General features: G+C 67.7%; 27 protein-coding genes. 4 read left to right on the top strand and 23 right to left on the bottom strand.

What is annotated here, in order from left to right:
• The first annotated feature begins 20 nt into the window (after positions 1-20).
• The 4 genes from RS84_RS19400 to RS84_RS19270 all read left to right on the top strand — a co-directional run bounded on the left by RS84_RS19400 (position 21) and on the right by RS84_RS19270 (position 1,562).
• Positions 21-185 carry a hypothetical protein gene (locus RS84_RS19400; RefSeq protein ID WP_200891948.1) on the top strand — a complete coding sequence of 55 codons (165 nt, stop codon included), beginning with the start codon at positions 21-23 and terminating at the stop codon, positions 183-185.
• A gap of 53 nt (positions 186-238) precedes the next feature.
• Positions 239-571: a hypothetical protein gene (locus RS84_RS01300; RefSeq protein WP_235281357.1), complete on the top strand. Its 333-nt coding sequence runs from the start codon at positions 239-241 to the stop codon at positions 569-571.
• Positions 572-581: 10 nt separating this feature from the next.
• On the top strand, positions 582-1,277 hold the full coding sequence (locus RS84_RS01295) for an SOS response-associated peptidase (protein WP_045255959.1): 696 nt from the start codon (positions 582-584) through the stop codon (positions 1,275-1,277).
• A gap of 123 nt (positions 1,278-1,400) precedes the next feature.
• Positions 1,401-1,562, top strand: coding sequence for a hypothetical protein (locus RS84_RS19270; RefSeq protein WP_160298157.1), 162 nt, complete (start codon positions 1,401-1,403; stop codon positions 1,560-1,562).
• A gap of 220 nt (positions 1,563-1,782) precedes the next feature.
• Here RS84_RS19270 and RS84_RS01285 read toward each other — a convergent pair whose 3' ends face one another.
• The 23 genes from RS84_RS01285 to RS84_RS01175 all read right to left on the bottom strand — a co-directional run bounded on the left by RS84_RS01285 (position 1,783) and on the right by RS84_RS01175 (position 19,949).
• A complete protein-coding gene (locus RS84_RS01285; RefSeq protein WP_045255958.1) occupies positions 1,783-3,660 on the bottom strand; it encodes a polysaccharide deacetylase family protein in 1,878 nt (625 codons plus the stop codon).
• Between the two features lie 18 nt (positions 3,661-3,678).
• Complete coding sequence (locus RS84_RS01280) at positions 3,679-4,134, bottom strand: holin (RefSeq protein ID WP_045255957.1); 456 nt, start codon at positions 4,132-4,134, stop codon at positions 3,679-3,681.
• Entirely contained in the window at positions 4,131-4,730 is a 600-nt protein-coding gene (locus RS84_RS01275) for a hypothetical protein (protein ID WP_045255956.1), read from the bottom strand. Before RS84_RS01275 ends, RS84_RS01280 begins: the two co-directional genes overlap by 4 nt.
• Positions 4,723-4,971 (bottom strand): hypothetical protein, encoded by a 249-nt coding sequence (locus tag RS84_RS01270; protein ID WP_045255955.1) that lies wholly within the window; start codon positions 4,969-4,971, stop codon positions 4,723-4,725. The genes RS84_RS01275 and RS84_RS01270 overlap by 8 nt, the downstream gene beginning before the upstream one ends.
• Positions 4,972-4,994: 23 nt before the next feature.
• Complete coding sequence (locus RS84_RS18555; RefSeq protein WP_052676166.1) at positions 4,995-5,732, bottom strand: M23 family metallopeptidase; 738 nt, start codon at positions 5,730-5,732, stop codon at positions 4,995-4,997.
• Positions 5,732-5,995: a hypothetical protein gene (locus tag RS84_RS01260; protein WP_045255954.1), complete on the bottom strand. Its 264-nt coding sequence runs from the start codon at positions 5,993-5,995 to the stop codon at positions 5,732-5,734. The genes RS84_RS18555 and RS84_RS01260 overlap by 1 nt, the downstream gene beginning before the upstream one ends.
• An 11-nt stretch (positions 5,996-6,006) precedes the next feature.
• Positions 6,007-7,002 (bottom strand): hypothetical protein, encoded by a 996-nt coding sequence (locus RS84_RS01255; RefSeq protein WP_045255953.1) that lies wholly within the window; start codon positions 7,000-7,002, stop codon positions 6,007-6,009.
• Entirely contained in the window at positions 6,999-7,745 is a 747-nt protein-coding gene (locus RS84_RS01250) for a tail fiber domain-containing protein (protein WP_045255952.1), read from the bottom strand. The genes RS84_RS01255 and RS84_RS01250 overlap by 4 nt, the downstream gene beginning before the upstream one ends.
• A 12-nt stretch (positions 7,746-7,757) precedes the next feature.
• On the bottom strand, positions 7,758-8,825 hold the full coding sequence (locus RS84_RS01245; protein WP_160298156.1) for a hypothetical protein: 1,068 nt from the start codon (positions 8,823-8,825) through the stop codon (positions 7,758-7,760).
• Positions 8,826-8,884: 59 nt separating this feature from the next.
• The gene (locus tag RS84_RS01240; protein WP_045255950.1) at positions 8,885-9,754 is read right to left on the bottom strand and encodes a hypothetical protein; all 870 of its coding nucleotides are present in this window, start codon (positions 9,752-9,754) and stop codon (positions 8,885-8,887) included.
• Positions 9,751-12,570: a phage tail tape measure protein gene (locus tag RS84_RS18550; RefSeq protein WP_082061987.1), complete on the bottom strand. Its 2,820-nt coding sequence runs from the start codon at positions 12,568-12,570 to the stop codon at positions 9,751-9,753. Before RS84_RS18550 ends, RS84_RS01240 begins: the two co-directional genes overlap by 4 nt.
• Entirely contained in the window at positions 12,548-12,940 is a 393-nt protein-coding gene (locus tag RS84_RS19070; protein ID WP_045255949.1) for a hypothetical protein, read from the bottom strand. The genes RS84_RS18550 and RS84_RS19070 overlap by 23 nt, the downstream gene beginning before the upstream one ends.
• The gene (locus RS84_RS01225) at positions 12,883-13,305 is read right to left on the bottom strand and encodes a hypothetical protein (protein WP_045255948.1); all 423 of its coding nucleotides are present in this window, start codon (positions 13,303-13,305) and stop codon (positions 12,883-12,885) included. Before RS84_RS01225 ends, RS84_RS19070 begins: the two co-directional genes overlap by 58 nt.
• 79 nt (positions 13,306-13,384) lie before the next feature.
• A complete protein-coding gene (locus RS84_RS18545; RefSeq protein ID WP_052676164.1) occupies positions 13,385-14,140 on the bottom strand; it encodes an IPT/TIG domain-containing protein in 756 nt (251 codons plus the stop codon).
• Entirely contained in the window at positions 14,137-14,547 is a 411-nt protein-coding gene (locus tag RS84_RS01215; RefSeq protein ID WP_045255947.1) for a minor capsid protein, read from the bottom strand. Before RS84_RS01215 ends, RS84_RS18545 begins: the two co-directional genes overlap by 4 nt.
• Complete coding sequence (locus RS84_RS01210; protein ID WP_052676163.1) at positions 14,544-14,861, bottom strand: HK97 gp10 family phage protein; 318 nt, start codon at positions 14,859-14,861, stop codon at positions 14,544-14,546. Before RS84_RS01210 ends, RS84_RS01215 begins: the two co-directional genes overlap by 4 nt.
• 12 nt (positions 14,862-14,873) lie before the next feature.
• Positions 14,874-15,206 carry a hypothetical protein gene (locus tag RS84_RS01205; RefSeq protein ID WP_045255946.1) on the bottom strand — a complete coding sequence of 111 codons (333 nt, stop codon included), beginning with the start codon at positions 15,204-15,206 and terminating at the stop codon, positions 14,874-14,876.
• Positions 15,203-15,574, bottom strand: a complete 372-nt coding sequence (locus RS84_RS01200) for a hypothetical protein (protein ID WP_052676162.1) — start codon at positions 15,572-15,574, stop codon at positions 15,203-15,205. Before RS84_RS01200 ends, RS84_RS01205 begins: the two co-directional genes overlap by 4 nt.
• Positions 15,575-15,595: 21 nt before the next feature.
• Complete coding sequence (locus RS84_RS19515; protein WP_045255945.1) at positions 15,596-16,006, bottom strand: hypothetical protein; 411 nt, start codon at positions 16,004-16,006, stop codon at positions 15,596-15,598.
• Entirely contained in the window at positions 16,006-16,935 is a 930-nt protein-coding gene (locus RS84_RS01190; RefSeq protein ID WP_045255944.1) for a hypothetical protein, read from the bottom strand. Before RS84_RS01190 ends, RS84_RS19515 begins: the two co-directional genes overlap by 1 nt.
• Positions 16,936-16,954: 19 nt before the next feature.
• On the bottom strand, positions 16,955-17,314 hold the full coding sequence (locus RS84_RS01185; RefSeq protein WP_045255943.1) for a capsid cement protein: 360 nt from the start codon (positions 17,312-17,314) through the stop codon (positions 16,955-16,957).
• A gap of 2 nt (positions 17,315-17,316) precedes the next feature.
• Positions 17,317-18,576, bottom strand: a complete 1,260-nt coding sequence (locus RS84_RS01180; RefSeq protein ID WP_045255942.1) for a head maturation protease, ClpP-related — start codon at positions 18,574-18,576, stop codon at positions 17,317-17,319.
• Positions 18,573-19,949 carry a phage portal protein family protein gene (locus RS84_RS01175; RefSeq protein ID WP_152641718.1) on the bottom strand — a complete coding sequence of 459 codons (1,377 nt, stop codon included), beginning with the start codon at positions 19,947-19,949 and terminating at the stop codon, positions 18,573-18,575. Before RS84_RS01175 ends, RS84_RS01180 begins: the two co-directional genes overlap by 4 nt.
• Positions 19,950-20,051 lie beyond the last annotated feature (102 nt).

Below are 20,051 nucleotides of genomic sequence, written 5' to 3'. Positions count from 1 at the left end.
CACGGACATACGCTGTCGGGATGGATGACCTCACCGCCGGTGCGCAACCTCACTGCCCTGAGGATGACATCGTTATGCGCGATATCCCTGGCGGGTGGGAGTGCCCGCACTGCGGCCACGTTCAACAGGCGCAGGACGTCGTGATCCCGCCCGAGTTCGACGGCCCCGATATCCACGATCTCTGACGTCGGCGTCGCGACATAGACTCGTCTCCTCGGCCGGAGGAAGGAATGCCGGCATGGGGAACCCTGGCCCTCTGCGCGCGGCGATGCTCGACATGCAGTCACAGTGGTCATCGATCCGCGCGGCCGCGAAGCACGGCCCGCTGCAGTCGCTCACCGACCGTGAGCTGAACCTGAGCGAACAGCCGCTGACGATCTACCCGCACGCCCTGCAGCGCCGCGTGCGCGCATGGGTGCGGTTCGGTCCCGAGTCGATCCGCGTGGACGCGAAGCTCATCAGATCGACGCCCCTCGCCGCCGGCATCGAGTTCCGCTGCGAGAACGACAGATACCGCTGCTGGGTGTGGGGCAACGCGGTCACGGTCGACGACGTCGGCACGTCGGCGTAAGGTCGCTCGCATGTGCGGACGATTCGCGATGGATGCCAAAACCGACGAGCTGATCCGGGAGTACGTCGCCGACGGCGGCCACCCGGAAGACTGGTGGAAGGACTTCCACGGCGCGTACTCGATCGCCCCGACCGAGGATGCCGTGATCGTCCGCGACCGCGGCGAGGGGCGCATCCTCGAGCTCGTGCGGTGGGACTGGCAGAAGCCCGCGAACCGGCCCAAGGGTGCGCCGATCATCAACGCCCGGATGGAGAAGCTCGCGACAGGGTTCTGGGCGCCGGCGTTCTCGGCTGCCCGGTGCATCGTCCCAATGCGCGGCTACTTCGAGTGGACCGGAGAGAAGACGCCGAAGACACCGCACTTCCTCCACGGCGACGGTCTGCTGGCCGCGGCCGGCCTGACCTGGTCGATGGAGCTCCCGAGCGGCGAGCGGTCGCGGTGCTTCGTCGTCATCACCCGCGCCGCCCGTGACGCGTCCGGTGAGGTGCACGACCGGATGCCGGCGTTCCTCACCCCGGATACGTGGGAGCAGTGGCTCGACCCGGAGAAGCTCACCGGTCAGGCGAAGATCGACACCCTCGCGATGCTCGACCACACCTCCGCCGACGTCGCCTCCACCATCCGCGAGCACATCGTCGACACGAAGGTCAACAACTCCCGCACCGTCGACCGCGACGACCCGACCCTGCTCGAGCCCGTCTCCTAGGCTGGACGTCATGCTCATCGGAATGATTCGCCCTCGCGGCACCACGTCGACCGCGGTCACCGGCACGTCTCTCGAAGACGTGCAGACGCAGCTTGAGGCGCAACGCCCGACGGGTACGAGCTCGTGAACGCGCCCGCCGAGATGGTGAAGGGCGCCGCGCTCATCGAGACGACCGGGACGTTCGATCGGCGCGACGACGTCCGCGAGATCGAAGCCGAAGACATGGACGCCATGCGCGCGAAGGTACCCGAGGTGTGGCAGCTCCTATCCGTGCGGCGGCCGTAAGGGCGAGACTAAGCGCGATCGTCGACGCGACGTCGATGCTGACCATGTCGATGCTGATGATGATGTCCACGAGGGTTCCTCTCCTGTAGGTGCATGGAGATACCGCCTGGATGGCGGTGCATGCTCGTTGAGGAGTGGGCCTGCGCACGGCGACGTGCCCAGAAACGACGAAGAACCCCCGCACCCAGCCCGGGGAAGGCTGAATGCGGGGGTTCTCTTGCTACATGAGGGAGCCGTAGGCGCTGCGAGTTCGACGGACGCGGATGTCCCACAGGAGGATCTCACACGACGCGGTAGCGCCAGCCACCTCGAAGGAGACCTTGATCCATGCGACGGATTGATGCCCTGTGAAGTTCCAGCGCTTCCGCTTCCACGAGGTGTTCGAGTCCTGATCGGTCCATGTCATCGCCGGGGTCGCGTCGGCCGGGTTCGTATACCCCTCGACGATGCACCGCACGCCGTTCGTGGGGCAACTTGTTGCCTGCACCCACCAGTCGACAGAGAACGCGCCGTAGAGCCCTACAGGGATCATGTCGGTGTGAAACATCGGGGTGTCCGCGGCGACTCCGAACCCGCGGAAGACGGGTCCGGTGCCGATCGCCTGCGGCAGTGTGACGGTGGGTTGCGTCCAACCCGCGGGGAGCGTGACGCCCCGCTGTGTCGCCTTCGCCTTCCCGTTCTGGAACTGGTTGCCATCGGCGTCTGCTTCACCGAACTTGTTCGCCCTCCGCAGGTACTGCGAGGAAGCCGCATCGGTGACGGGCACACGCAGCGGGTCGGTCTGCGGTGTCGCGAACGCGAACGCGCCAGAGCCGTCGTACACGCCCGTTGCGTCGAGCCCGGTCGCGGTGATCCGCTGGCCGGTGCACCCCACGGATGCGAGGGATGCGAGCGCCGTCTCATTGATGACGCCGTACGGGGCGGCAGAGGCGGTCACGACCGCCCCCGGGACGTTGGCTTCGACCATCGTCTTGCACGCGAGATAGTCCGCGCCGGCGCCCTCGCCGTTGCCGTTGAACTCCCCCGGCCCGGAGAGCAGCCGCATGGAGCCGTGCTTCAGGGTGTGCGACTGATACTCGATCTTCCCGGACGCGAACATCTCACGCGCGTTCGCCCATGTGAAGGGTGACGCTTCGAGAAACGATCCCCCGTTCGCGGGGGTCGTGATGTCACCGTTGACCCAGGCCGGGACGATGAAGAACGTCGCCTTCATGCCGTACTCGACGAGCGCCGGGAACAGGTAGCTGTAGTTGGACAGCCCGCCATCATCCACGGTGATGCAGATGGGCTTCTCGGGAAGCTGGGATGAATCGCCGGTGCGGAGGTAGTTGACGAGCTCCGAGAAGAAGATCCCCTGATACCCCCAGGAGACGTAGTCCTTGAGCCGCCCCTGCGCATCGGCGAGGCTGACCAGGTTATGCAGCATCACCACCGGGATCTGCCGAAACCCGCCAGGGTTGGACGAGTAGAGCTTCGGCTGCCGGTTCTGGATCTTCGCGTTGAGAGCAGTGTCCGCGAGTCGCCCTGTCGTCGTGAGCGTCTTCAACCCGTCAACGGCTCCGACAGCCCCGGACAGGGCGACGGCGGCCGCCACGGCTTCGTCTCGTGCCGATACCGCCTCCGAAGCAGCAGGAACCGCAGCATCCGCCGCGTCCCCCGCTGCCTCCGCAGACACCCGCGCGGCATCCTTCGCCGCCACCGCACCTGCCACAGCCGACTGCGCTGCCTCCACGGCCGCATCCCACGCCGCCTTCCCCTCCACAGAAGGTTCGAACGTCGTCGGGTCCACGTCGACCAGGTCACCGAACACCACCGTCGGCACGTCAGGGATCTCCGTGAACCGGGTCAGGTATGCCCCTCCCCGCGTGATCCGGATCATCCACTTCACGCAGCACGCGCCGGCCGTGGGAACCATGTCCATCGAGGCGAGGTCTCCGGTCGTCTCTGCGGTCAGGGTCTTCGGGAACCGCACCTGGTCCCCCACCACCTCCTTGAAGGGCTCATCCCCTGCCCAGTAGGTCGCGTCGATGACACCGGACTCCACAGGACTGAACCCGCCGAGGTTCGTCTCCTGCAGAGAGATCCGCACGATCGTCATGGGTGTCCCCTTTCCGGGTCAGTGGTTGCTATCCGGATCGACGGTCCAGGTGCCTTCGATGGTCTGAACCATCTCGATCGGCGGTGTCGGATCGTTGGGGAGGGTCGCGAGAATGAGGCGGAGCAGCGACGTGAGCGCGGCGATTGCCGCGGCCTGGATGACCGTCGACCATGCGACATCGGTGAGCAGCGTCGCGCCGAGGAAACCGGCAGCTAGTGCCTGCGCGAAGGTCTTCACGACACGTTCGACGGCGGCGAGCCACCATGGCAGGTCGACGCCCTCCGTCTCGGGGAGGCCGGCTAGCGACGTCGCGATCGAGGCGAGGAAGCCGAGCACGGCCGCGGATGCCGCGGTGAGCCAGGCGATGTCGGCGATGAGCGCGCCGCCGACGTACGGGAGTGCGATTGCTACGGCGGTGTACAGGCCGCGGAGCGCCGCTGCCTTCCACCAGGCGATGTTAGTGAGCTTGGTCATGGTGTCGGTTCTCCTTCGGGAGGTTCGGTGGTGGGTGTGGGTACGATTCGGCACGGGCCGGGGATATCGCGGGTGGTGGCGTCGGTCATGGTGAATCGCCAGGTGCCGTCGTCCATGCACTCGATGGTCTGGATGCCGGTTCCTGCGGGGCCGGGGACGGTGGAGTCGCTGCCAGGAGCGCCGGGGTCTCCGGTGTCGCCGGTATCACCCTTGTCGCCTTTCGGTGCCGTGCACAGGCCGAGGGCGAAGCACTGCTGAACGGCGGCGAGCATCTGCTCAGCCGTCGGCGGCGGCGCGTCTTTCCCGTCTTTACCGTTGATGACGGTGGGACTCGTCGACTCGGGGACAGGCTCGACGACAGGCTCCTCGCCGAGCTCAAGCACCTGCTCCCGCAGGGCTTCGATCGCCTCCGCTCGCTCGGCCGCTTCCGCGTCGCGTTGCTCCTCCTCAGCAGCAGCGGCTGTCTCGGCCTGGATGGCTCGCTCCGACTGCTCATGCGCGACGACGCCCAGAGCGACGACCCCGCCAATCGTGATGATCTGGACGACGACGATCGCCGTGACGATCCCGATCGTCCGCTTCGTCCACCTAGTCATAGATGTCCTCCGGCCATTCCTCGGGAGGCGGCTTGTCGCCTCGGTAGATCGCGTCCCGCAACCTTGCGGAGTAGTTGATGAGCTTCAACACGCGCTGTGCGTTGACGTCGGCGCGCTTCTCCGCCGCCTCGAGCCGCGACTGCTGTTGCGCGCGACGCGTCGCCCAGACCGTCAGCGCCACGCCCGACAGGCCGACGACTGCGACGAGCAGGGTGACAAGTGGAGTGACCCACCAGTCCATGCGAGTCCCCTCCGGTTGCGTGTTCAGAGGGAGTAGACACGGCCGGACTCGTCCCTGCCGACCCCCGCCTTACGGTCATAGGCGTAGCCTCCCTGGGCGCACAGGTCGACGACCTCGGCGCTGGTCAGCTGCACTCGAGGGATGCTCGGCAGCGCGGCAATCAGGGCTTTCGCCTCGACGCCCTGCGTCGGCCGGACCTTCAGGGTTCGGCCGTCGTAGGTGGCGAGGTAGGCGTTCGACGCGCTCAGCACGCCGGCGTAGAACAGAAACATCTGGGGGTCTCCCGTCTGAGGAATGGATGGTGTGCTCGGGGTTCCCGTGCCGCCGGATGTCGACGCGTTGCGGGATGCCATGTAGTCGCGCGGGTTGATCGCGCTGCCGCCGCCGGGGCGGGTCTCGAAGTGGCAGTGGGTGCCGGTCGAGTTGCCGGTCGTGCCCATCACGGCGACGCCCTGCCCCTGCGTGACCCGCTGGCCGGTGCGCACCCAGAGTTCGCGGTTGTGGAGCATCCGGAACACGTCCCCCTTGATGAACGCGTTCGCCCCGTCGGCGCGGATGCGGACCTCGTTGCCGGCGCCGCCGTTGTATCCGGCGAACGTGACGACGCCGTCGACGGGTGCGAGGATCGTCGACCATCCGACGAGGTCGATGCCGGTGTGAGGTTGCACGATCCCGGTGACGGGGTTCTTCCGGGCGGGATTGAACTCGCTCGTGACTGGTGGGATGCTGGCCGATCCGTTCGGCCACAGCACAGCGGGCATCATCGGTTCCCTGGGTCGAGGACGACGACGCACCCGTCGCGGTCGAGGGACACCAGGTCCGCGGACTGCTCGTCGTCGTTGGGGTAGAACGTGCGGAGCAGGGGCGGTTCGGCCCCGGCGGCGCGGAGCTCGAGCAGACGCTCGGTGATCGCGGCCGTGCAGTGCACGTTGTACGCGATGTCCTGCTCGTCGGTGAGGGGCGTACTGGTGACGCCGAGGATCTCAGCCGGCGCGGGTACATGCAGGCTCGGTTGGTCGTTCATCGCTCCTCCGTTCAGAGCTTCTTGTCTGCCCAGGACGCACCATCCAGCACGAACGAAGCCGTGCCGGTGAATGCCTGGTGGGTGACGAGGGACAGCACGCCGGTCGTCGCGATGATGAGCGACACGGCCATCGGCCCGTTCGTCGAGATCGGGACACGCCGCTCCACCAGCGGAGCCGAGGATGCAGGGATCGATCCGACGACATATGTGGAGCCCGCGCCGAACGTCGCTCCCACGGAGTTCACGAAGGTGCCCTCGAGGTAGTAGCGACCGTTCTGGATCTTGAGCAGCGGCGCGGGAGTCCCTGCCGCGAACCCGGCGCTTCCGGCGGAGATGGTCACCGCGCCGCCGTCGGCGGGCTTTCCGCCGATGTGGAACCATCCCGGCGTCGTCGCGTTCGGCATGTAGACGAGTCGCTGCTGTGTATCGATGCGCCACGCGATCGTGCCCGCCTGCGGCGTGAACGCGTCTTGTTCGGTCTGGTTGCGTAGGAAGACACACCCGCCCGCCATTGCCGTGAAGGCGTGCGTCGGGGTGATCGCCGCGGTCGACGTCTGCGTCGCCGTCGAGAGGATCACTGCGGTCCCGAGTTCCTCCGCCCCTGCGGGGATCGAGGGCTTGGTCGGGATGGGCGCGGCGACGCCCTGCGTGACTCCGAGTACAGGGTCATTGCTCGCGTCGCTGAAGAGGGCGAACTGTGAGCGCACCCAGATCACGTCGATTCGCGAGTTCGATGCCGGTGCAGGTGTCGTCACGACACGAGTGACCGCGTCGTTCGCGACGAACTCTGCTCCCGGGTTGGAGCGTGAGGTCGCGGCGACGAAGGGTGCGACGTCGTATGCCATCTCCGCACGACCGGTGACGAGAGCGCCCGTATGCGCCGGCAGGATGCCGTGGCGCGGGGTGCCGTCGGCGTTGCGGACGAGCATGCCCGCATAGATGCGGCGCTCGTCGGCGAGCGGGAGGCCCGCCGGGTTCTGTGTGGGCAGTGTTCGGGTGAGGGTCATGAGTGGCCTCCGTCGAGAGCATCGAGACGAGCGGTAAGCGCGTCGATCTGGTCTTGCTGTGAGCGGGTGCGAGCGTCGAGGTGTCTGAGTGCGACCTGCTGCGCGACCACGAACATTGGGTAGTTGACGCCGTCTGGGACGACCTTGCCGTTAATCTCGCGGTAGATGACCCACGGGTACAGGCCCGCGTCATGCAGGTCTTCCGCGAAAAACCCGTACTCCCACGCCGCGTCGTCGCCGAGTTCCTCGACCTGCTCGATGTAGCGGAAAATCCACGACATGACGCCCATCACTGCGTCGGGGTCGACGTCGGCGATACTCCAGTCCTGCTTGTATCGCCGTGACGATGAAGCCGTCCCGAGCCGACCGGTCGCCGACTCGAGCCACGCCGCCACGCGGGTGCCCGTGATATTGAACCCCGGCGCGGCAGTCGCGTAGAGGTTCACGCCTCGGAGCGCTGAGCCAGCCGAGACGTCGCCTGTGGCGCTGACGTTCCCGGTCGCGTTGACGCCGGCGGGCGGGTTCGCGATCCGGTTGTCGACCTGCGATTTCGTGTACGCCTGGTTGGCGATGTAGTCGTCCAGCTGCGCCTGGATATCGTCGATCAGCGCGGACAGCTTCGACACGGACTGATATCTCTGCGTGCCGGACGGAGACTCCAACTCGCCGACCTTCTTCTTCAGACTCTGAAGCTCGCGAATTAGTTCGCCGAGGTCACCTCCTGGCGCGGGAGCGGGGTCCATCGAGGGCACCTCCTAGGCGTCGTAGTTCTCACCGCAGGTGATCGTGACCCATTCGTCGAAGCCGCCGGAGAGGCCAGCGATCCTCCGCTTATAGGTGCCGGGTGGGATGTACCCACCCGACACCTTCGTGTCCTTGGTGACGACCACCTCGATCAGCGATCCCGGGCCGTACTCGAACGGGTATGGTGAGCGATCGGCGCGCACCTTGAACGACCAGAACTCCCACGGTTTCGCGGCCGTGCGAAGGGTCTCGGCGTTAGCCGAGTCGACGGTCGTGGGTTCGGACGTGTTCGACGAGACGTCTGAGTCCAACTCGAGGAGCGGATAGCCGTGATCGATGAGCACGGGATCGTAGAGCGAGCGTACGAGTGCGGTGTCGTTCGAGCGGCCGCCCTGCCCCCAGGCGAGCGAGCCCATGAGAGCGGGGTTCGTCTGCACCTTCACCGCCGACCCCTGACGGAGTTCCCAGGTGAACACGTCTCGCCCCTGCAGTCGCGGCTGCTCCTGCGTGCCGGTCTGGAACCGCCAGCGGAACCGGTTGTCGCCGTCCCATTCCAAGCCGAGACGGATGTCCGGCCCATTCTCCGCCTTCGACAGATCCGTCCATGCTGCGTCGACGTTCTTGCGATCGATCGCGGGGTACGTCCTCGTGTGCGTCCCCGCGCGATCCTCCGGCCAGATGATCGGGAGATCCGAAGCACCTGGCCACAAGCACGCCTGCACGCCGATCTTCTTCGCGATCGTGCCGAGGTCGTACCCCGACCAGGTCGAGTCGAGCGACGTGTCGAGTTCCCCGTTCGGCAGGGTCAGCGGCTGAGTGAGCGCCTCAGGCGGGAGCACGGATCGGCGCGTGAACAGGATGCGGCCGCCGCGGGCGACGACACGCAGGGTGCCCTTGTCGTCGTCGAAGTCGTGCGGCATGATCGGCCCACCGAGAAGGCGACCGTTCACCTCGAGGGCGATCGAGTGCTTCCAGGCGGCGCCGAGGTTTCGCCAGTCTCGCCCACCTTCGGTCTTCGAGTTCAGATCGAACGTGGGCGTCACCGTCTCGGACTGGTTCGCGTTCTCTGACCACGTCACATCCGAGGGCTTGACCTCGCCGAGCAACGCTCCGCCACGAGTCTCAAAGACGTACGCTTTCACCACCATCCTGGCCGCACCCGTCCTCTCAGCTTCGGGGAGCCGACAGCATCGGTTACGTCGAACTGATACGTCCGAGACTCCCCCGCCGGTACGAGCTCCCACTCGCGCCAGCGCAGCCACCGTGAGATATCCGACTGGCCGTCGATACTCGCGGAGTTCTCCGTCGTGTCGATCACCGCGACGGACCCATCAGGAACGAGACGGTCCAGCCCGATCCGGGCGCCCGTCTCCACGCAGGTGATGAGCGCGGTACCGAACCCGCCAACGGCTTGGAACTCCGGTGCCGACGGTGCTTTGCCCGTGTTCGTCAGCGTAATCCGGCCGTCCGAACCACTCCCCGGCCAGACGAGGGGCCAGACCGCCGGCCACACGCGCCCGGTCCCGGATGTCGGCGGGTCGGTCTCCACCCACGGCACATCCTCAGACAGGCCGTAACGGCGAGGGTCCGCGGCGATCAGGTCGATCGCCACAGTCGCGAGCGTCCGGTTCCGGCGATCCTGCGGCGTCGCCGCGGCCACCCGCACCCGGCGGGAGCTTCTGCGTCCGGAGTCTGTCTCGACGATCATCTCGATCGGTGCCTCCGCGCCGATCGAGGAGAGCTCGTCGACGAAGTCCTCGGCGGTGTCCTGCGTCTGGGCAACCGCTCTCGCGATGAAAGAGATCGCGCGTTGCGTGCGGAGCGACCGCTCGGGCTCGAACGCGCCGTGCTCCTGCGCTCGCTCGGTGGAGGGGATCTTGTCGTCGGTGAGCCCTCGCCATCCGGCGAGGTCGCTGAACTCCCACACGCCCTCGGGCGGTGTGGGCCAGGGGCGGGCACCCAGGAACGGCAGTTCCCGCGCACCCGCCCGAAGGATGATCTTGCTCATATCGAGCGCACCGCCTCCGTAATGCCGCGCCCCAGTTGCCGCGCGGCGAGCGTGGCGTCCGGGTGCTGAATGGTGACGTCCTGGTTCACGACGATCGACTGACCGCCGCCACCGCCTGTCGAGTCGGGCGTGCTGCTCGATCCGAAGGGCGATCCCGGCATCCTCCGCAGACCCTCCAACAGGAGCGCCCAGGATCGCGCAGAGCCGTCGAGCGGGGCAAAGAGTTCGGGCACATCCGACCGGTCGCCGACCACACGCCAGGTGCTCGCGGGGACCATCTGCGCGAGCGACGACATCGGCGTCAGCCCGGGCAGGCCGCCGTCTGCCATGAACTCGAGCACGCTTCCGCGGGCCTGTGCCGTGACCACCTGGCCGCCGGGGAGCTTGAATCCGGACCCGTCAGCGAACACCTTGAGGGTGATCTTCTTGCCGCTGCTGGTCTCGATCAGCTTGTCGACCGTCCACGTCGCGGGCGTCGCGTCGGCGTAGATCACCGTGCTCCCATCGGGGAGCGTGACGATCCGGTTCGCGAGGTTCTCGATCTTCTGCTGCTCGCTCTCCGCATTCGACGCGTAATACGTCGATGCTTCCTCGGGCGTCTGCAGGACGGTGTCGATGAGCGCCTGAGCCTGCTCCTGCGTGAGTCCCATCGCGGTCAGCTGCCCCATGAGTGCGGTGACAGTGGCGTCGTAGCGACCGCGAAGGTTTTCCTGAGACTCTCCCGCCTCGGTCGCCGCGTCGTACTCGTCGCGGAGCGCCTGCGCTGATGCCTCGAGTTGCCGTTGCAGGTCGCCGCTCGCGCGAACGCTCCCATCCTGCTGCGTGCTGAATTCGCTCAGCAGCGCCGCCCCTGTGTCGGCCGCGAACCCCACCTTCGACACGGCGTCTGCCGTGCGTAAGGCCGCATCGTTGACGTAGCCGAGCGCGATCTGTCCCTCGGCGAAACCGTTGAACTTGTCCCGCATTCCCTCGAGCTTGTCGGCGACGTCGTCCGTGGTTCCCTCGAAATCGCGCATCCCATTGATGAACCCCTCGAGATCCGACGTGTCGGCGAACGGGTTCATGACCTTGATGATGTGCTTGAGTCCCTCGACTATGTCGGCAAGAGGACCGGAGACGAAGGAGCCGAAGGACTCCGTCGCCGTGATGCCGAAGTCGATCGCGCCGTTCACGAGGTCCGAGAAGAACTGCAGCACGGGGCCGCGGTTCTGGGAGACCCAGTCGGCGAAGTCGCCGAGCGGCTCCGCGAATGCCCCCGCAAGGGCACCCTTGATGCCGTCAGCCGCGACCTCGATGTTGCGCTGCGCCTGCTCGATCTTGGACGCGTCGTTGCCCGCCAGCGTGTCGAACATCTTCTGTGCCGCCCCGGTCACGCCGCCCAGCTGCTCGACAGCGGTGGAGAGATCCATTGAGAACAGCGCTTCCCCGAGGTCCTCCGCCTGAGTGCCGAACAGCGCGACGGCTGCGGCGTTGCGGAGCACGGGGTCTTCGGTCTCCCGCAGTCGGTCTAGCACGAGATCGAGACCGTCGCGGGCTTCCTGTCCCCCGCGGGCGATCTTCGCTGTCATCTCCTCGGCGTTCAAACCCAGCTGCTCGAAGCCCGTCGCGGAGGCGACCGAGGCGTCGGTCGCGCGGATCTGGAACTCCTTCAGCGCGTCGGCGGCGAGGTCGGAGTTACGCGCGCCGGCGCGCATGCCCTGGTTGATGAGGCCGAGGGCTTCCTCGCCGGAGAGACCGAGTCGCTGGAACAGCGCCGGGTACTCGGTGAGGGTGTCGAGGAGATCCTCGTTCCGGTTCAGCCCGTTGCGAGCACCTGTGGCGATGAGGTCGTACGCGTGCTGTGCGTTCTTCGCGAGTCCGGTGCTGAGCAGCTGGGCGACGGCCTGCGCGGTGGGGCGGACATCTTCCTCGAGGACGTCGGAGATCCCGGCGAGTCCCTGCACGACGAGTTGCGCGTCGCGGGTCGTGGCGGACGGGTCGAGGATGCGGAACTGCAGTGCGAGACGGGTCGCGTCCATGTTGGATTCGATCGACTCGCCGAAGTTGTTCGCGTACGCCTCGCCGGCGGCGCGGCTGATGCGGAGCGCGTCGGCCTCGCTGATTCCGGTGAGCGCCTGCAGGTTGTCGGTGCGCTTCTCGACGGCGAGGCCGTCGTCGATTGCGCCCTTGATGGCCTTGCCGATGGCGACGCCTGCGAGGATGATTCCGCCGGCGATCGGGATCGCGGAGAGTGCGTCGACGAGAGTCGACTCGATCTCGCCGCCGACGACCGCGCCAACCTTCTCGCCCGCGCCACGGGTCGCGGCGTCGAGTCCCTGGGAGAGCGATCGTCCGCCCTCGGAGCCGGTCTCTTCGGTCTTCTTCTTGAACAGGGAGAGGAAGCGCTTCAGGCCGGCCTCGGCGGGTGCTTCGTTGACCTCGATGTCGACCTTGCTGCGTGCCTGCTTCAGCCCGTCCAACTGGCGTTCGAAGCGCTGCAGGGACGCCTCGGCGCGGCGCACGTCGGCCGTGACATCGAGGCCACCCTCAGCGCGGATTCGGAGATCCTCGAGGCGGTTCTTCGTGCGCTCGATGCCGCTCTCGGCGCGAGTGATGTCGGCGTCGAGCTTGACGACGGCGCGCTCGGAGACAAGCTTCTTGGCCGCCCTCTCGACACGGTCCATGTCGTCGAGCACCGGCTTCGGGTCACCCTTGACCTTGACCGGGTTGGACTCGATCTTCTTGCCGACCGCGATGACCTGCTTCTCGGCCTTGTCCACATCCTGCGTGTTCGCGGTGAACAGAACCTCGAGGTCAGCGACTACGTGCTTCGCCATCGGTATCCCTTCGCAGTGCGGCGCGGAGCCGGGTGTCGGAGTCGATCAGCGAGAAGATCAGAGCGCGCACGCCCATCCACGGGCGGGCGCGCGTCTTGGCGTCGTAGATGTCGACGCCGCGCTCCATGAGTTCGGCGACGACGATGCGCCAGTTCGACACGATGGCGAGCCAGGATGTGTCGAGCTTCGGGCCAGAGACGACCGGGGTGACGGCGTGCGGCTTGAGCTCCTCGGGAACCTGCCGGTATCGCGGATACCAGCCGTCCTCGTTGGGTTCGCCGATGCCGTAGGGTGCCCAGTCCTCGGCCGTCTCTAGGCTTTTGGGGCCGGTCCCTCCGCCTCCTCGGCGTCGGGCTGCTCGCGTCCCCACAGCAGCAGGGCGAGACCGTCGGCGTAGTCCCGGCCGCGGGTCCAGTAGAAGACGCTGTAATAGGCGGCGCGTCCGATGGTCTCGGGGTGTACGCCGGCGTCGACCATCTCCTGATAAGTCGAGCCGAGTGCGGGGTGCTCGTCGGTCGTGATCGTGTCGAGTACCTCCTGCACACCGGCGGGGATCGGCCCGTCGACGATGCCGAGGTTCACTTCGCCGCGCACCGCGCAGGCGAGCAGCTTGGTCGCGTCGCCGACGCTCGGCGGCTGCACGACGAAGACGCGCGGTTCCCCGTTGCGGGTGGGAAGCGGCGGGAGGGTCAGCGGGGGGATCGCCCAGTCGGCGAAGTCGGATGCGGTGGCCATGATCGGTGCCCTCTCGTCGACGGTGGATGTGTGGACCACAGGCCCGGGCGCGTGAGAGCGTCCGGGCCTGCGGGACGGGTCAGGCGCCGCGCGTGTACGCGAACGCCGGCGAGGTGCCGACCGGTGTGACGACGGTGACGTTCACCGAACCGGCGGAACCCGTCGGTACGGTGGCAACGATGGTCGCTTCGGAGATGACGGTGAACGCCGTCGCGCTGGTAGCACCGAACTTCACATCGGTCGCGCCGAGGAAGCCTGCACCGGTGATCGTGATCAGCTTCGTCGCCACCTGACCCGAGGGGCTGATCGCCGAGATCGCGGGCGGGATGGTCGCGCCGCCGACGTACGGGTTCGCGATCGGCGTGTACGCGCCCTTGCCTGCGAGGCTGACCGCGAAGACGTCGATCTCCGCGTTGCCCGTGTTCTGGCGGGAGAGCTCGACGGTCGCCAGCACGCGGCCTGCATCCGTCGGGTGCGGTGCGCCGGACTTGGGCTTGTGGTAGAACCGGCCGTCGATGACGGCCTGCTCGCGGTCACGGCGCGACGCGTTGACGAGCGCCTCGACCTCGGGCAGATACAGGCCCGTGGTCTGGGAGCGGTTCGCCTGCACCGTGAACGCACCTGCGAAGCCGCGCCCGGAGACGTCCTCGTTCGGCGCACCCTGGTCGTCGTACGTGGCCGTGTCCTGGGTGACCTTGGGGAAGGTCGGCGCCCAGCCCGACATGCGCCGGACCTCCTGCCAGATCGGCGAGCCGAACGTGCCGAGGTTGATGTCGAAGCCGTATTCGAAGCTCTGACCGAGCGACGTGCCGGCGGGAAGGGGATTGATGCTCATTGCAGAGCCTCCTCATTGTCGAGAGTGATCGTGTAGTTCTCCGCCCGCAGGTCGCGGTCGGAGTCGTCGGCTCCCTGGTCCGACATGGATTCGCGGCGGATGCCGAGAATCCCTCCCTCGCGGGAGAGCTTGTCGAAGCGGGTGAACACGGCATCCGCGATGTCGTCCGCCGAGCCGCGAACACCGCGGGCACCGCGCACCCAGATCTGCGCCTTGCGCGCCTTGAGGTCGTCGTCGTCGCTGCCTCCGTAGAGGCGGACACCGACAGCACGGTCGGGTGCATCGTCGATCGCGCCGAAGAACACGGCGACCTCAGCGCCGGTATACGGGGTCGTGGGGTTCCAGGCGAAGTCGTCGATCGCGCCGAGGATCTCGCACAGGCGCGTCTTGAGTTCGGAGTCCTTCACCCGAGCGCCTCCCTCACGACCTTTGCGACCTCGGCGGCGATGTCGATCTCGTCGGAGGCCGTCTCGAGGAACTTCGCCCCACCGCCGTCGGCGTGCACCCAGTCGAGGTGCTCGTGCTGGAACACGGCATGCGGGGCGGTGTAGCGGATTGTGACGCTGAGGTCGTCGACGACGACCTTCCCGGACTTGATGAGGTCGCCGTCGTCGCGGGGCGCGAGCTCGTTCGACCTTTTGAGAACCTTGCGCGCGGTCTGCTTCATCGCATCCTGCGCGGCCTTCTCGACGGGCGAGAGGATCGGCTTGATCTCGGCCATCGCGGAGACCTCCTACTTCAGCCAGAGCACGATGTGCGACGGGAGCGGCGGGTCGTCCTCGACGATCTCCGCCTTCAGCACCTCGGATGCTCGGGCGTTCGGGCGTCCGGGTCGCACGGTCACGAGAGAGCCGACCGGGACGTCGGCGCTGATGGAGACTGTGACGCGCGAGGAGGAGACCGTCTCGACGCCCTGTGCGTCGCGGATGCGTTCGGTCTTGTCGAGCACCTCGGCGGCGAGTTCGACGGAGTCGGCATACTGCTTTCCTCGCCCCCCGGTGCCCTGGAAGGCGCGCGCGGTGACCGTGTGCGGGAACCAGAAGTGGTCGCCCCAGCCGCCGTTCACGCGTAGTCCCGTTCGGGCCAGACGCGCGCGAACGGGCGATCGGTCGGGAAGCTGCCGAGCGGCGCACCCGGTGCGACGTCGCCGCTCGCCGAGCACAGGGAGCGGAGGCTTGAGCGGGCGTCGTCGTCGAATGCGGACTTGATCTGGGCGAGCGTGATCGATGACCCGTTGCGGCTCATCGCGAGAGTGCGCCGGGAGCCGGTGGCGGGAAGCTCGCCGAGCACCCCCTTGAGGACGGCGATGGCGTCCTTCTTCTGCTCCGAGTCGTCGGAGAAGGAGTCGATACAGGGGGCGATGTCCCGTGCCAGGACGAGAACCCGTCGTGCGGTGTCCTCGTCGCCGCCGAGATCGTTCGGTGTGATCGGCATGGTTCATCGCCCCCTGTTCGGTTACTTCTGCGCCTTGGCGGCCGCCTCGGCCTTCGCCTTCGCTTCCGCGTCAGCCTTGGCCTTCGCGTCGGCGTCAGCCTTCGCCTTCGCTTCCGCGTCAGCCTTGGCCTTCGCGTCGGCGTCAGCCTTCGCCTTCGCTTCCGCGTCAGCCTTGGCCTTCGCGTCGGCGTCGGCCTTCGCCTTCGCTTCCGCGTCAGCCTTGGCCTTCGCGTCGGCGTCGGCCTTGGCCGCGGCATCTGCGTCGGCGGTGGTGTCGGACGCGTCGGCGACGGACTCGATGAGTCCCTCGTCGACGAGCCACTCGAGGGTCTCCTCGGCGACGCCGTCCGGGAGGATGGCGCCGGTCTCGAGGAAGTGGGCGCGGACGCCGGCGATCACCTGGATCGCGGGCGCGGTGACGATGTGCGTCATCAGAGCCCCGTTCCCGTGATCTTCGCCGCGGCGAGCGGGTTGGTCACGATCGGCACATCGGCCTTGCGGACCTGGATGCGCGTGGAGTCGTTCTTCTCGCGGAAGCGAGCGACCTCGACGTTCGACTTGTTCTGGGAGTTGATCGTCGCCAGGGCGACGTACTCCTCCGAGGGGATGTCCTCGTGACCGATGCCGCCGAGGTGGTCGGCGTCGACGATGAGCGGCTGCCATCCGCCCGGGAGGTCGGAGGAGGTCACCCAGTCGAGACCGAGGATGTTCGGGAACGCGCCTGCGAGGATCGGGTTCCCGGCCTCGCGCGGCAGCAGCGGCAGGAGGATCGGTGCGACAGCTGCCCACTGAAGGTCAGTGAGCACCATGCTCGTCGCACGATAGCCGCGGTGCGCGCCCTTGATCTGCGCCTTGCCGACCTCGACGTTGGCGACGATGGTGTTCGCCGCCGTCCACGCGCCTCCGCCGACGGTCTGGCTGACCGCCGAGAGGATGAGGGACAGCGACGCCGCGTCGAACTGCGACACGAGGTCGTTGGCGAGCAGCTGGATCGCGCGCTCGATCGGGTCCATCTGAAGGCGGCCGACGGTCTCGTCCGCGATCTCCGAGCCGAGACCCTTCTTGATCGCGGCGACCAGGAGCGCCGCATCCGCCGGGAGCGCGGTGAGCGGGTACTCGCCGCCGGGGGCGATGGTCTCGGCGGTGGCACCCGAGGAGGTGGCCTCGTCGGGCGTGTAGGACACCGCGCCGCCCTGCATCTTGTACTTCCCGCGGAGCAGGTAGTGCGAGAGGAAGTTGTGATCGGCGAGGATCTCGTCGAAGCGGCGGGCGATCTGGGTCGGCGACTTCAGGAACGCGAGCGCCTGAGCGGTCGAGACGTTGGCTGCGAGCGTGGACCCGGGGATCGGGTAGTTGATCATGATGTGCGATCTCCTTGTCTCAGGCCCGAAGAACCTGGATGGTCTGGTTCGCGGCGGTCGCCGCGGTGAGTGCGACGCCGAGCACGCGACCGGTGTTCGCGGTCTGCGCCTTGCCCGCGGCTGCGGCCTCGACGGACGCGCCGGCGGTGATGGCCGCGGCGGCGGTCACCGTGTCGACAGGGCCGGCGAGGTGGACGACGACCGGGTCGCCGATCGCGGCGTCGTGCCCCGCGGTGCCGATCGCCTTCGTCGAGGCGGCGCCGGCGACGCCGACCGAGCGGTTGCCGGTGACCTCGACGACCTGGCCGCCGGTGATGGCGGTGGTTGCGGTGAAGGTCACCGCGAGTCCGGGCTTGAACGTGAGCAGGTGGTCGCTCATGATCAGGCTCCCTTCTGGCCGTAAATGGCCGAGTAGTTGGAGTCGTCCGCGGTGGCGTGCACCTCGCCGTGTCCGATCTCCTCGACGGGGATGGTGTTCGCGGGGAACGAGTCGAGCAGCTTGGAGATGCCGTCCTCGTCGTTTTCCAGCTGCGCGCGCCAGCCGTCGGCGGACGACGGGGCGATGCGGCCGGAATCGAGGGCCGCCTTGACGATGCCGTCGCGGCGGTCGCTGATCTGCTGCTCGCGGGCGGCGCGGCCGGCGGCGGCGTCATCGACGAGCTTCTTGTGCTGGGCGGCGTCCATCACGACCGCGCCTGCGGGCACGACGTTGTGGACGGGGGCGTCGGCCTGCTCCGTGAGCACCTCGTCGAGAGCGGCCTTGACCGTCTCTTCGGATGCCTCGGCCTCGGGCACGCCGAGCCGATCACGGACATAGGCCAGGAAGGTGTCACTCATGTCGAGCGTCTCCGTTTCTCTGGTGGTACCCGGCTCGGTCGAGCTCGGGAGCTTGGTGGGCGCGGCCGCGCCGGTGGGGTGCCAGCCGAGGCGGGCGCGGGCGGCTTCGAAGATGTCGTCAACCTCGTCGCCCTCGGCGGGGACGAGAACGAGATCCGGCTCCTCCGCGCCCGGGGTGAGCGTCTCGCCGGCGTCCTTGACGACGGCGACCCGGTCGGCGAGACCGGCGGCGACGGCCTCCTGCGCCGTGTACCAGGTCTCGGCGGCGAGCAGCTCGCCCCAGGCAGACTCGCCGGCCTTGTCGCGGTAGATCGTGATGATCGATTCCTCGACGCTGTCGAGCACCTCGGCGGTCTTGCGCAGGTCTGCGGCGTTCCCGTAGTCCCACGTCAGCGGCGAGTGGATCATCATCTGTGACCCGGGCGACATGACCGTCTCGTCGCATCCGACGGCGAGGAACGACCCGGCGGATGCCGCGATGCCGTCGACGACCGCGGTGACCGAGGCGGTGTGGGCACGGAACATGTTGAGGATCGACATCGCCTCCCACACCTCGCCGCCGGGGCTGTTGATGCGCAGGATGATCTGCGTGACGGAGTCGGGCAGGTTGTCGAGGACGTCGCTGACGTCGCCGGCGCTGATGCCCCACCATCCGCCGTAGCTGTCGATCGGCCCGTACATGCGAATCGTCGCGACGGTGCCGTCGTCTCCGGCCGCGGGCATGGTGATCGCGTCGAAGAACTCGGCCTTGGACTTCGGAGGCGTGGCGCTCCCCCAGTACCGGTTCGGGTTCCGCTTGGTCATGTGTCCTCCTGTGTGGTGCCGGGCGTCGCCTTGAGGTCGGCGTCGCTCTGCGTTGTGCCGTCGGCCGCCTCGTCGGCGTTGGTCGTGTCGGCGACGGGCAGGCCGTAGAGAGTGCGGACGTGCGACTTGAGCGTCCCGTCCGGCTCGAGCACGCCGGCCTCGACGAGCAGCTTGATCGCCTCGGCGGTCGCCGGGTGCTCCGACCCGATCTTCGCCGGGATGATCCGGGGCGCGGGTTCGTTCGGTCCCCAGTTCAGGTCGACGAGATCCTCGATGATGTGCTGCTGTGCGACGTCGGCGATCTGCTGCGCGACGGCGTTGAGGGAGTCCGTGAAGAAGTTCGCGAACGTGGAGCCGAGCGCCCACGATCCCGTCTCGGTGCCGAGGTTGAGGAAGTGGGCCAGCACGGCGCGGGCGATCTGCTCGTCGTGGTAGCGGATCATCGGGTCGGTGTCGGGCGTCTTTCCGCTGACTCCGAGGAGCTCCATCTTCGCGCCGGCAGGGAGGGACGCTCCGGCACTCTCGCCGGCCCGGAAGTTCTTCGCGATCTTCAGGCCGCCCTCACGCTCGGCCTTGTTCCACCGCTCACGGTCTTCGACGCTCGCGGTCGCGGGTGCCTCGGCTCCGGTGTAGACGGGGACGCCGAGGCCGTTGCGTTCGGCGCTGAGCGCCTGGATGCGCAGAAGGCGATCCTTGAGGAGCCAGTTCTTGTAGGCCGTGCGGAGCAGCGAGCGCCCGAGCCAGTTCGCGCCCTCGCGCTCGTTGACGTACGCGACGAGCCTGTCGACCGGGATCGTCACCGCGCCCTTGGACGATCCGACGCCGTGCTGCACGATCGCGACGAGGCCGCCGTCCGCGGCGACCTTGATGTCCTTGATCGTGCGCGGCGGACGCCAGGCGAGCTTACGGATGTGCGCCCGCCCGAACGCGTCGAGGTAGTAGACCTGCTCGAAGTACGAGTGCCCGTGGGGAAGCTCGAGCAACGCGAGGCGCAGGTGCTCGACCCAGGAGAACCGGCCCTTGGTGCGGATCGGCGCTTCGACCGGCTTCCCCTTCACGGGCAGTCCGAGGTCGGTCGCGACGTGCTGGATCACCTCGTCGCGTGCGCCGGCGGGATCGATCATCCAGTCGGCGCGCATGATCGGAAGCACCACAGCGCGGAGCACCGAGCCGACCTGCGAGTCCTCCGACCGCATCCGGTCGTAGACCTCGAGAGACTCGGGCCAGTAGAGGTCCGGGTTCGACTCCCCCGACTCCTCGACGAGCGTCGTCCACGAGAGCAGGCCGCCCGTCTGGTAGCCGAGTTCGGACGAGGCGACAGCCGGAGCCGCCGCCCCGAAGATCCGGTCGGCGATGCGAGTGAGCCAGGACATGGGGAGTCTCCCGTCTAGAAGGCGGCGGTCGCGAAGTTCACGTCGCCGAGTTCCTCGGCGTCGCGCATGACCACTTCGGCGGGCGGCGGGGGCGGTGGGGCC

It is taken from the genome of Microbacterium hydrocarbonoxydans, assembly GCF_000956475.1.
Taxonomy (GTDB): Bacteria; Actinomycetota; Actinomycetes; order Actinomycetales; family Microbacteriaceae; genus Microbacterium; species Microbacterium hydrocarbonoxydans_A.
The sequence above is the reverse complement of the archived record's forward strand: the minus strand, read 5'-3'. Positions and strand labels throughout refer to the sequence as shown.

Excerpts from the sequence above, each read along its gene's own strand:
- RS84_RS01240 (WP_045255950.1), bottom strand. The coding sequence starts at position 9,754 with ATGAGCAAGATCATCCTTCGGGCGGGTGCGCGGGAACTGCCGTTCCTG.
- RS84_RS01175 (WP_152641718.1), bottom strand. The coding sequence starts at position 19,949 with ATGTCCTGGCTCACTCGCATCGCCGACCGGATCTTCGGGGCGGCGGCT.
- RS84_RS19515 (WP_045255945.1), bottom strand. The coding sequence starts at position 16,006 with ATGACGCACATCGTCACCGCGCCCGCGATCCAGGTGATCGCCGGCGTC.
- RS84_RS01295 (WP_045255959.1), top strand. The coding sequence starts at position 582 with ATGTGCGGACGATTCGCGATGGATGCCAAAACCGACGAGCTGATCCGG.
- RS84_RS18545 (WP_052676164.1), bottom strand. The coding sequence starts at position 14,140 with ATGAGCATCAATCCCCTTCCCGCCGGCACGTCGCTCGGTCAGAGCTTC.
- RS84_RS01225 (WP_045255948.1), bottom strand. The coding sequence starts at position 13,305 with ATGGCCACCGCATCCGACTTCGCCGACTGGGCGATCCCCCCGCTGACC.
- RS84_RS01190 (WP_045255944.1), bottom strand. The coding sequence starts at position 16,935 with ATGATCAACTACCCGATCCCCGGGTCCACGCTCGCAGCCAACGTCTCG.
- RS84_RS01275 (WP_045255956.1), bottom strand. The coding sequence starts at position 4,730 with ATGACTAGGTGGACGAAGCGGACGATCGGGATCGTCACGGCGATCGTC.
- RS84_RS18555 (WP_052676166.1), bottom strand. The coding sequence starts at position 5,732 with ATGCCCGCTGTGCTGTGGCCGAACGGATCGGCCAGCATCCCACCAGTC.
- RS84_RS01180 (WP_045255942.1), bottom strand. The coding sequence starts at position 18,576 with ATGACCAAGCGGAACCCGAACCGGTACTGGGGGAGCGCCACGCCTCCG.
- RS84_RS01200 (WP_052676162.1), bottom strand. The coding sequence starts at position 15,574 with ATGCCGATCACACCGAACGATCTCGGCGGCGACGAGGACACCGCACGA.
- RS84_RS01260 (WP_045255954.1), bottom strand. The coding sequence starts at position 5,995 with ATGAACGACCAACCGAGCCTGCATGTACCCGCGCCGGCTGAGATCCTC.
- RS84_RS18550 (WP_082061987.1), bottom strand. The coding sequence starts at position 12,570 with ATGGCGAAGCACGTAGTCGCTGACCTCGAGGTTCTGTTCACCGCGAAC.
- RS84_RS01280 (WP_045255957.1), bottom strand. The coding sequence starts at position 4,134 with ATGACCAAGCTCACTAACATCGCCTGGTGGAAGGCAGCGGCGCTCCGC.
- RS84_RS01300 (WP_235281357.1), top strand. The coding sequence starts at position 239 with ATGGGGAACCCTGGCCCTCTGCGCGCGGCGATGCTCGACATGCAGTCA.
- RS84_RS01285 (WP_045255958.1), bottom strand. The coding sequence starts at position 3,660 with ATGACGATCGTGCGGATCTCTCTGCAGGAGACGAACCTCGGCGGGTTC.
- RS84_RS01185 (WP_045255943.1), bottom strand. The coding sequence starts at position 17,314 with ATGAGCGACCACCTGCTCACGTTCAAGCCCGGACTCGCGGTGACCTTC.
- RS84_RS01270 (WP_045255955.1), bottom strand. The coding sequence starts at position 4,971 with ATGGACTGGTGGGTCACTCCACTTGTCACCCTGCTCGTCGCAGTCGTC.
- RS84_RS01250 (WP_045255952.1), bottom strand. The coding sequence starts at position 7,745 with ATGGACCCCGCTCCCGCGCCAGGAGGTGACCTCGGCGAACTAATTCGC.
- RS84_RS19400 (WP_200891948.1), top strand. The coding sequence starts at position 21 with ATGGATGACCTCACCGCCGGTGCGCAACCTCACTGCCCTGAGGATGAC.
- RS84_RS01255 (WP_045255953.1), bottom strand. The coding sequence starts at position 7,002 with ATGACCCTCACCCGAACACTGCCCACACAGAACCCGGCGGGCCTCCCG.
- RS84_RS01210 (WP_052676163.1), bottom strand. The coding sequence starts at position 14,861 with ATGGCCGAGATCAAGCCGATCCTCTCGCCCGTCGAGAAGGCCGCGCAG.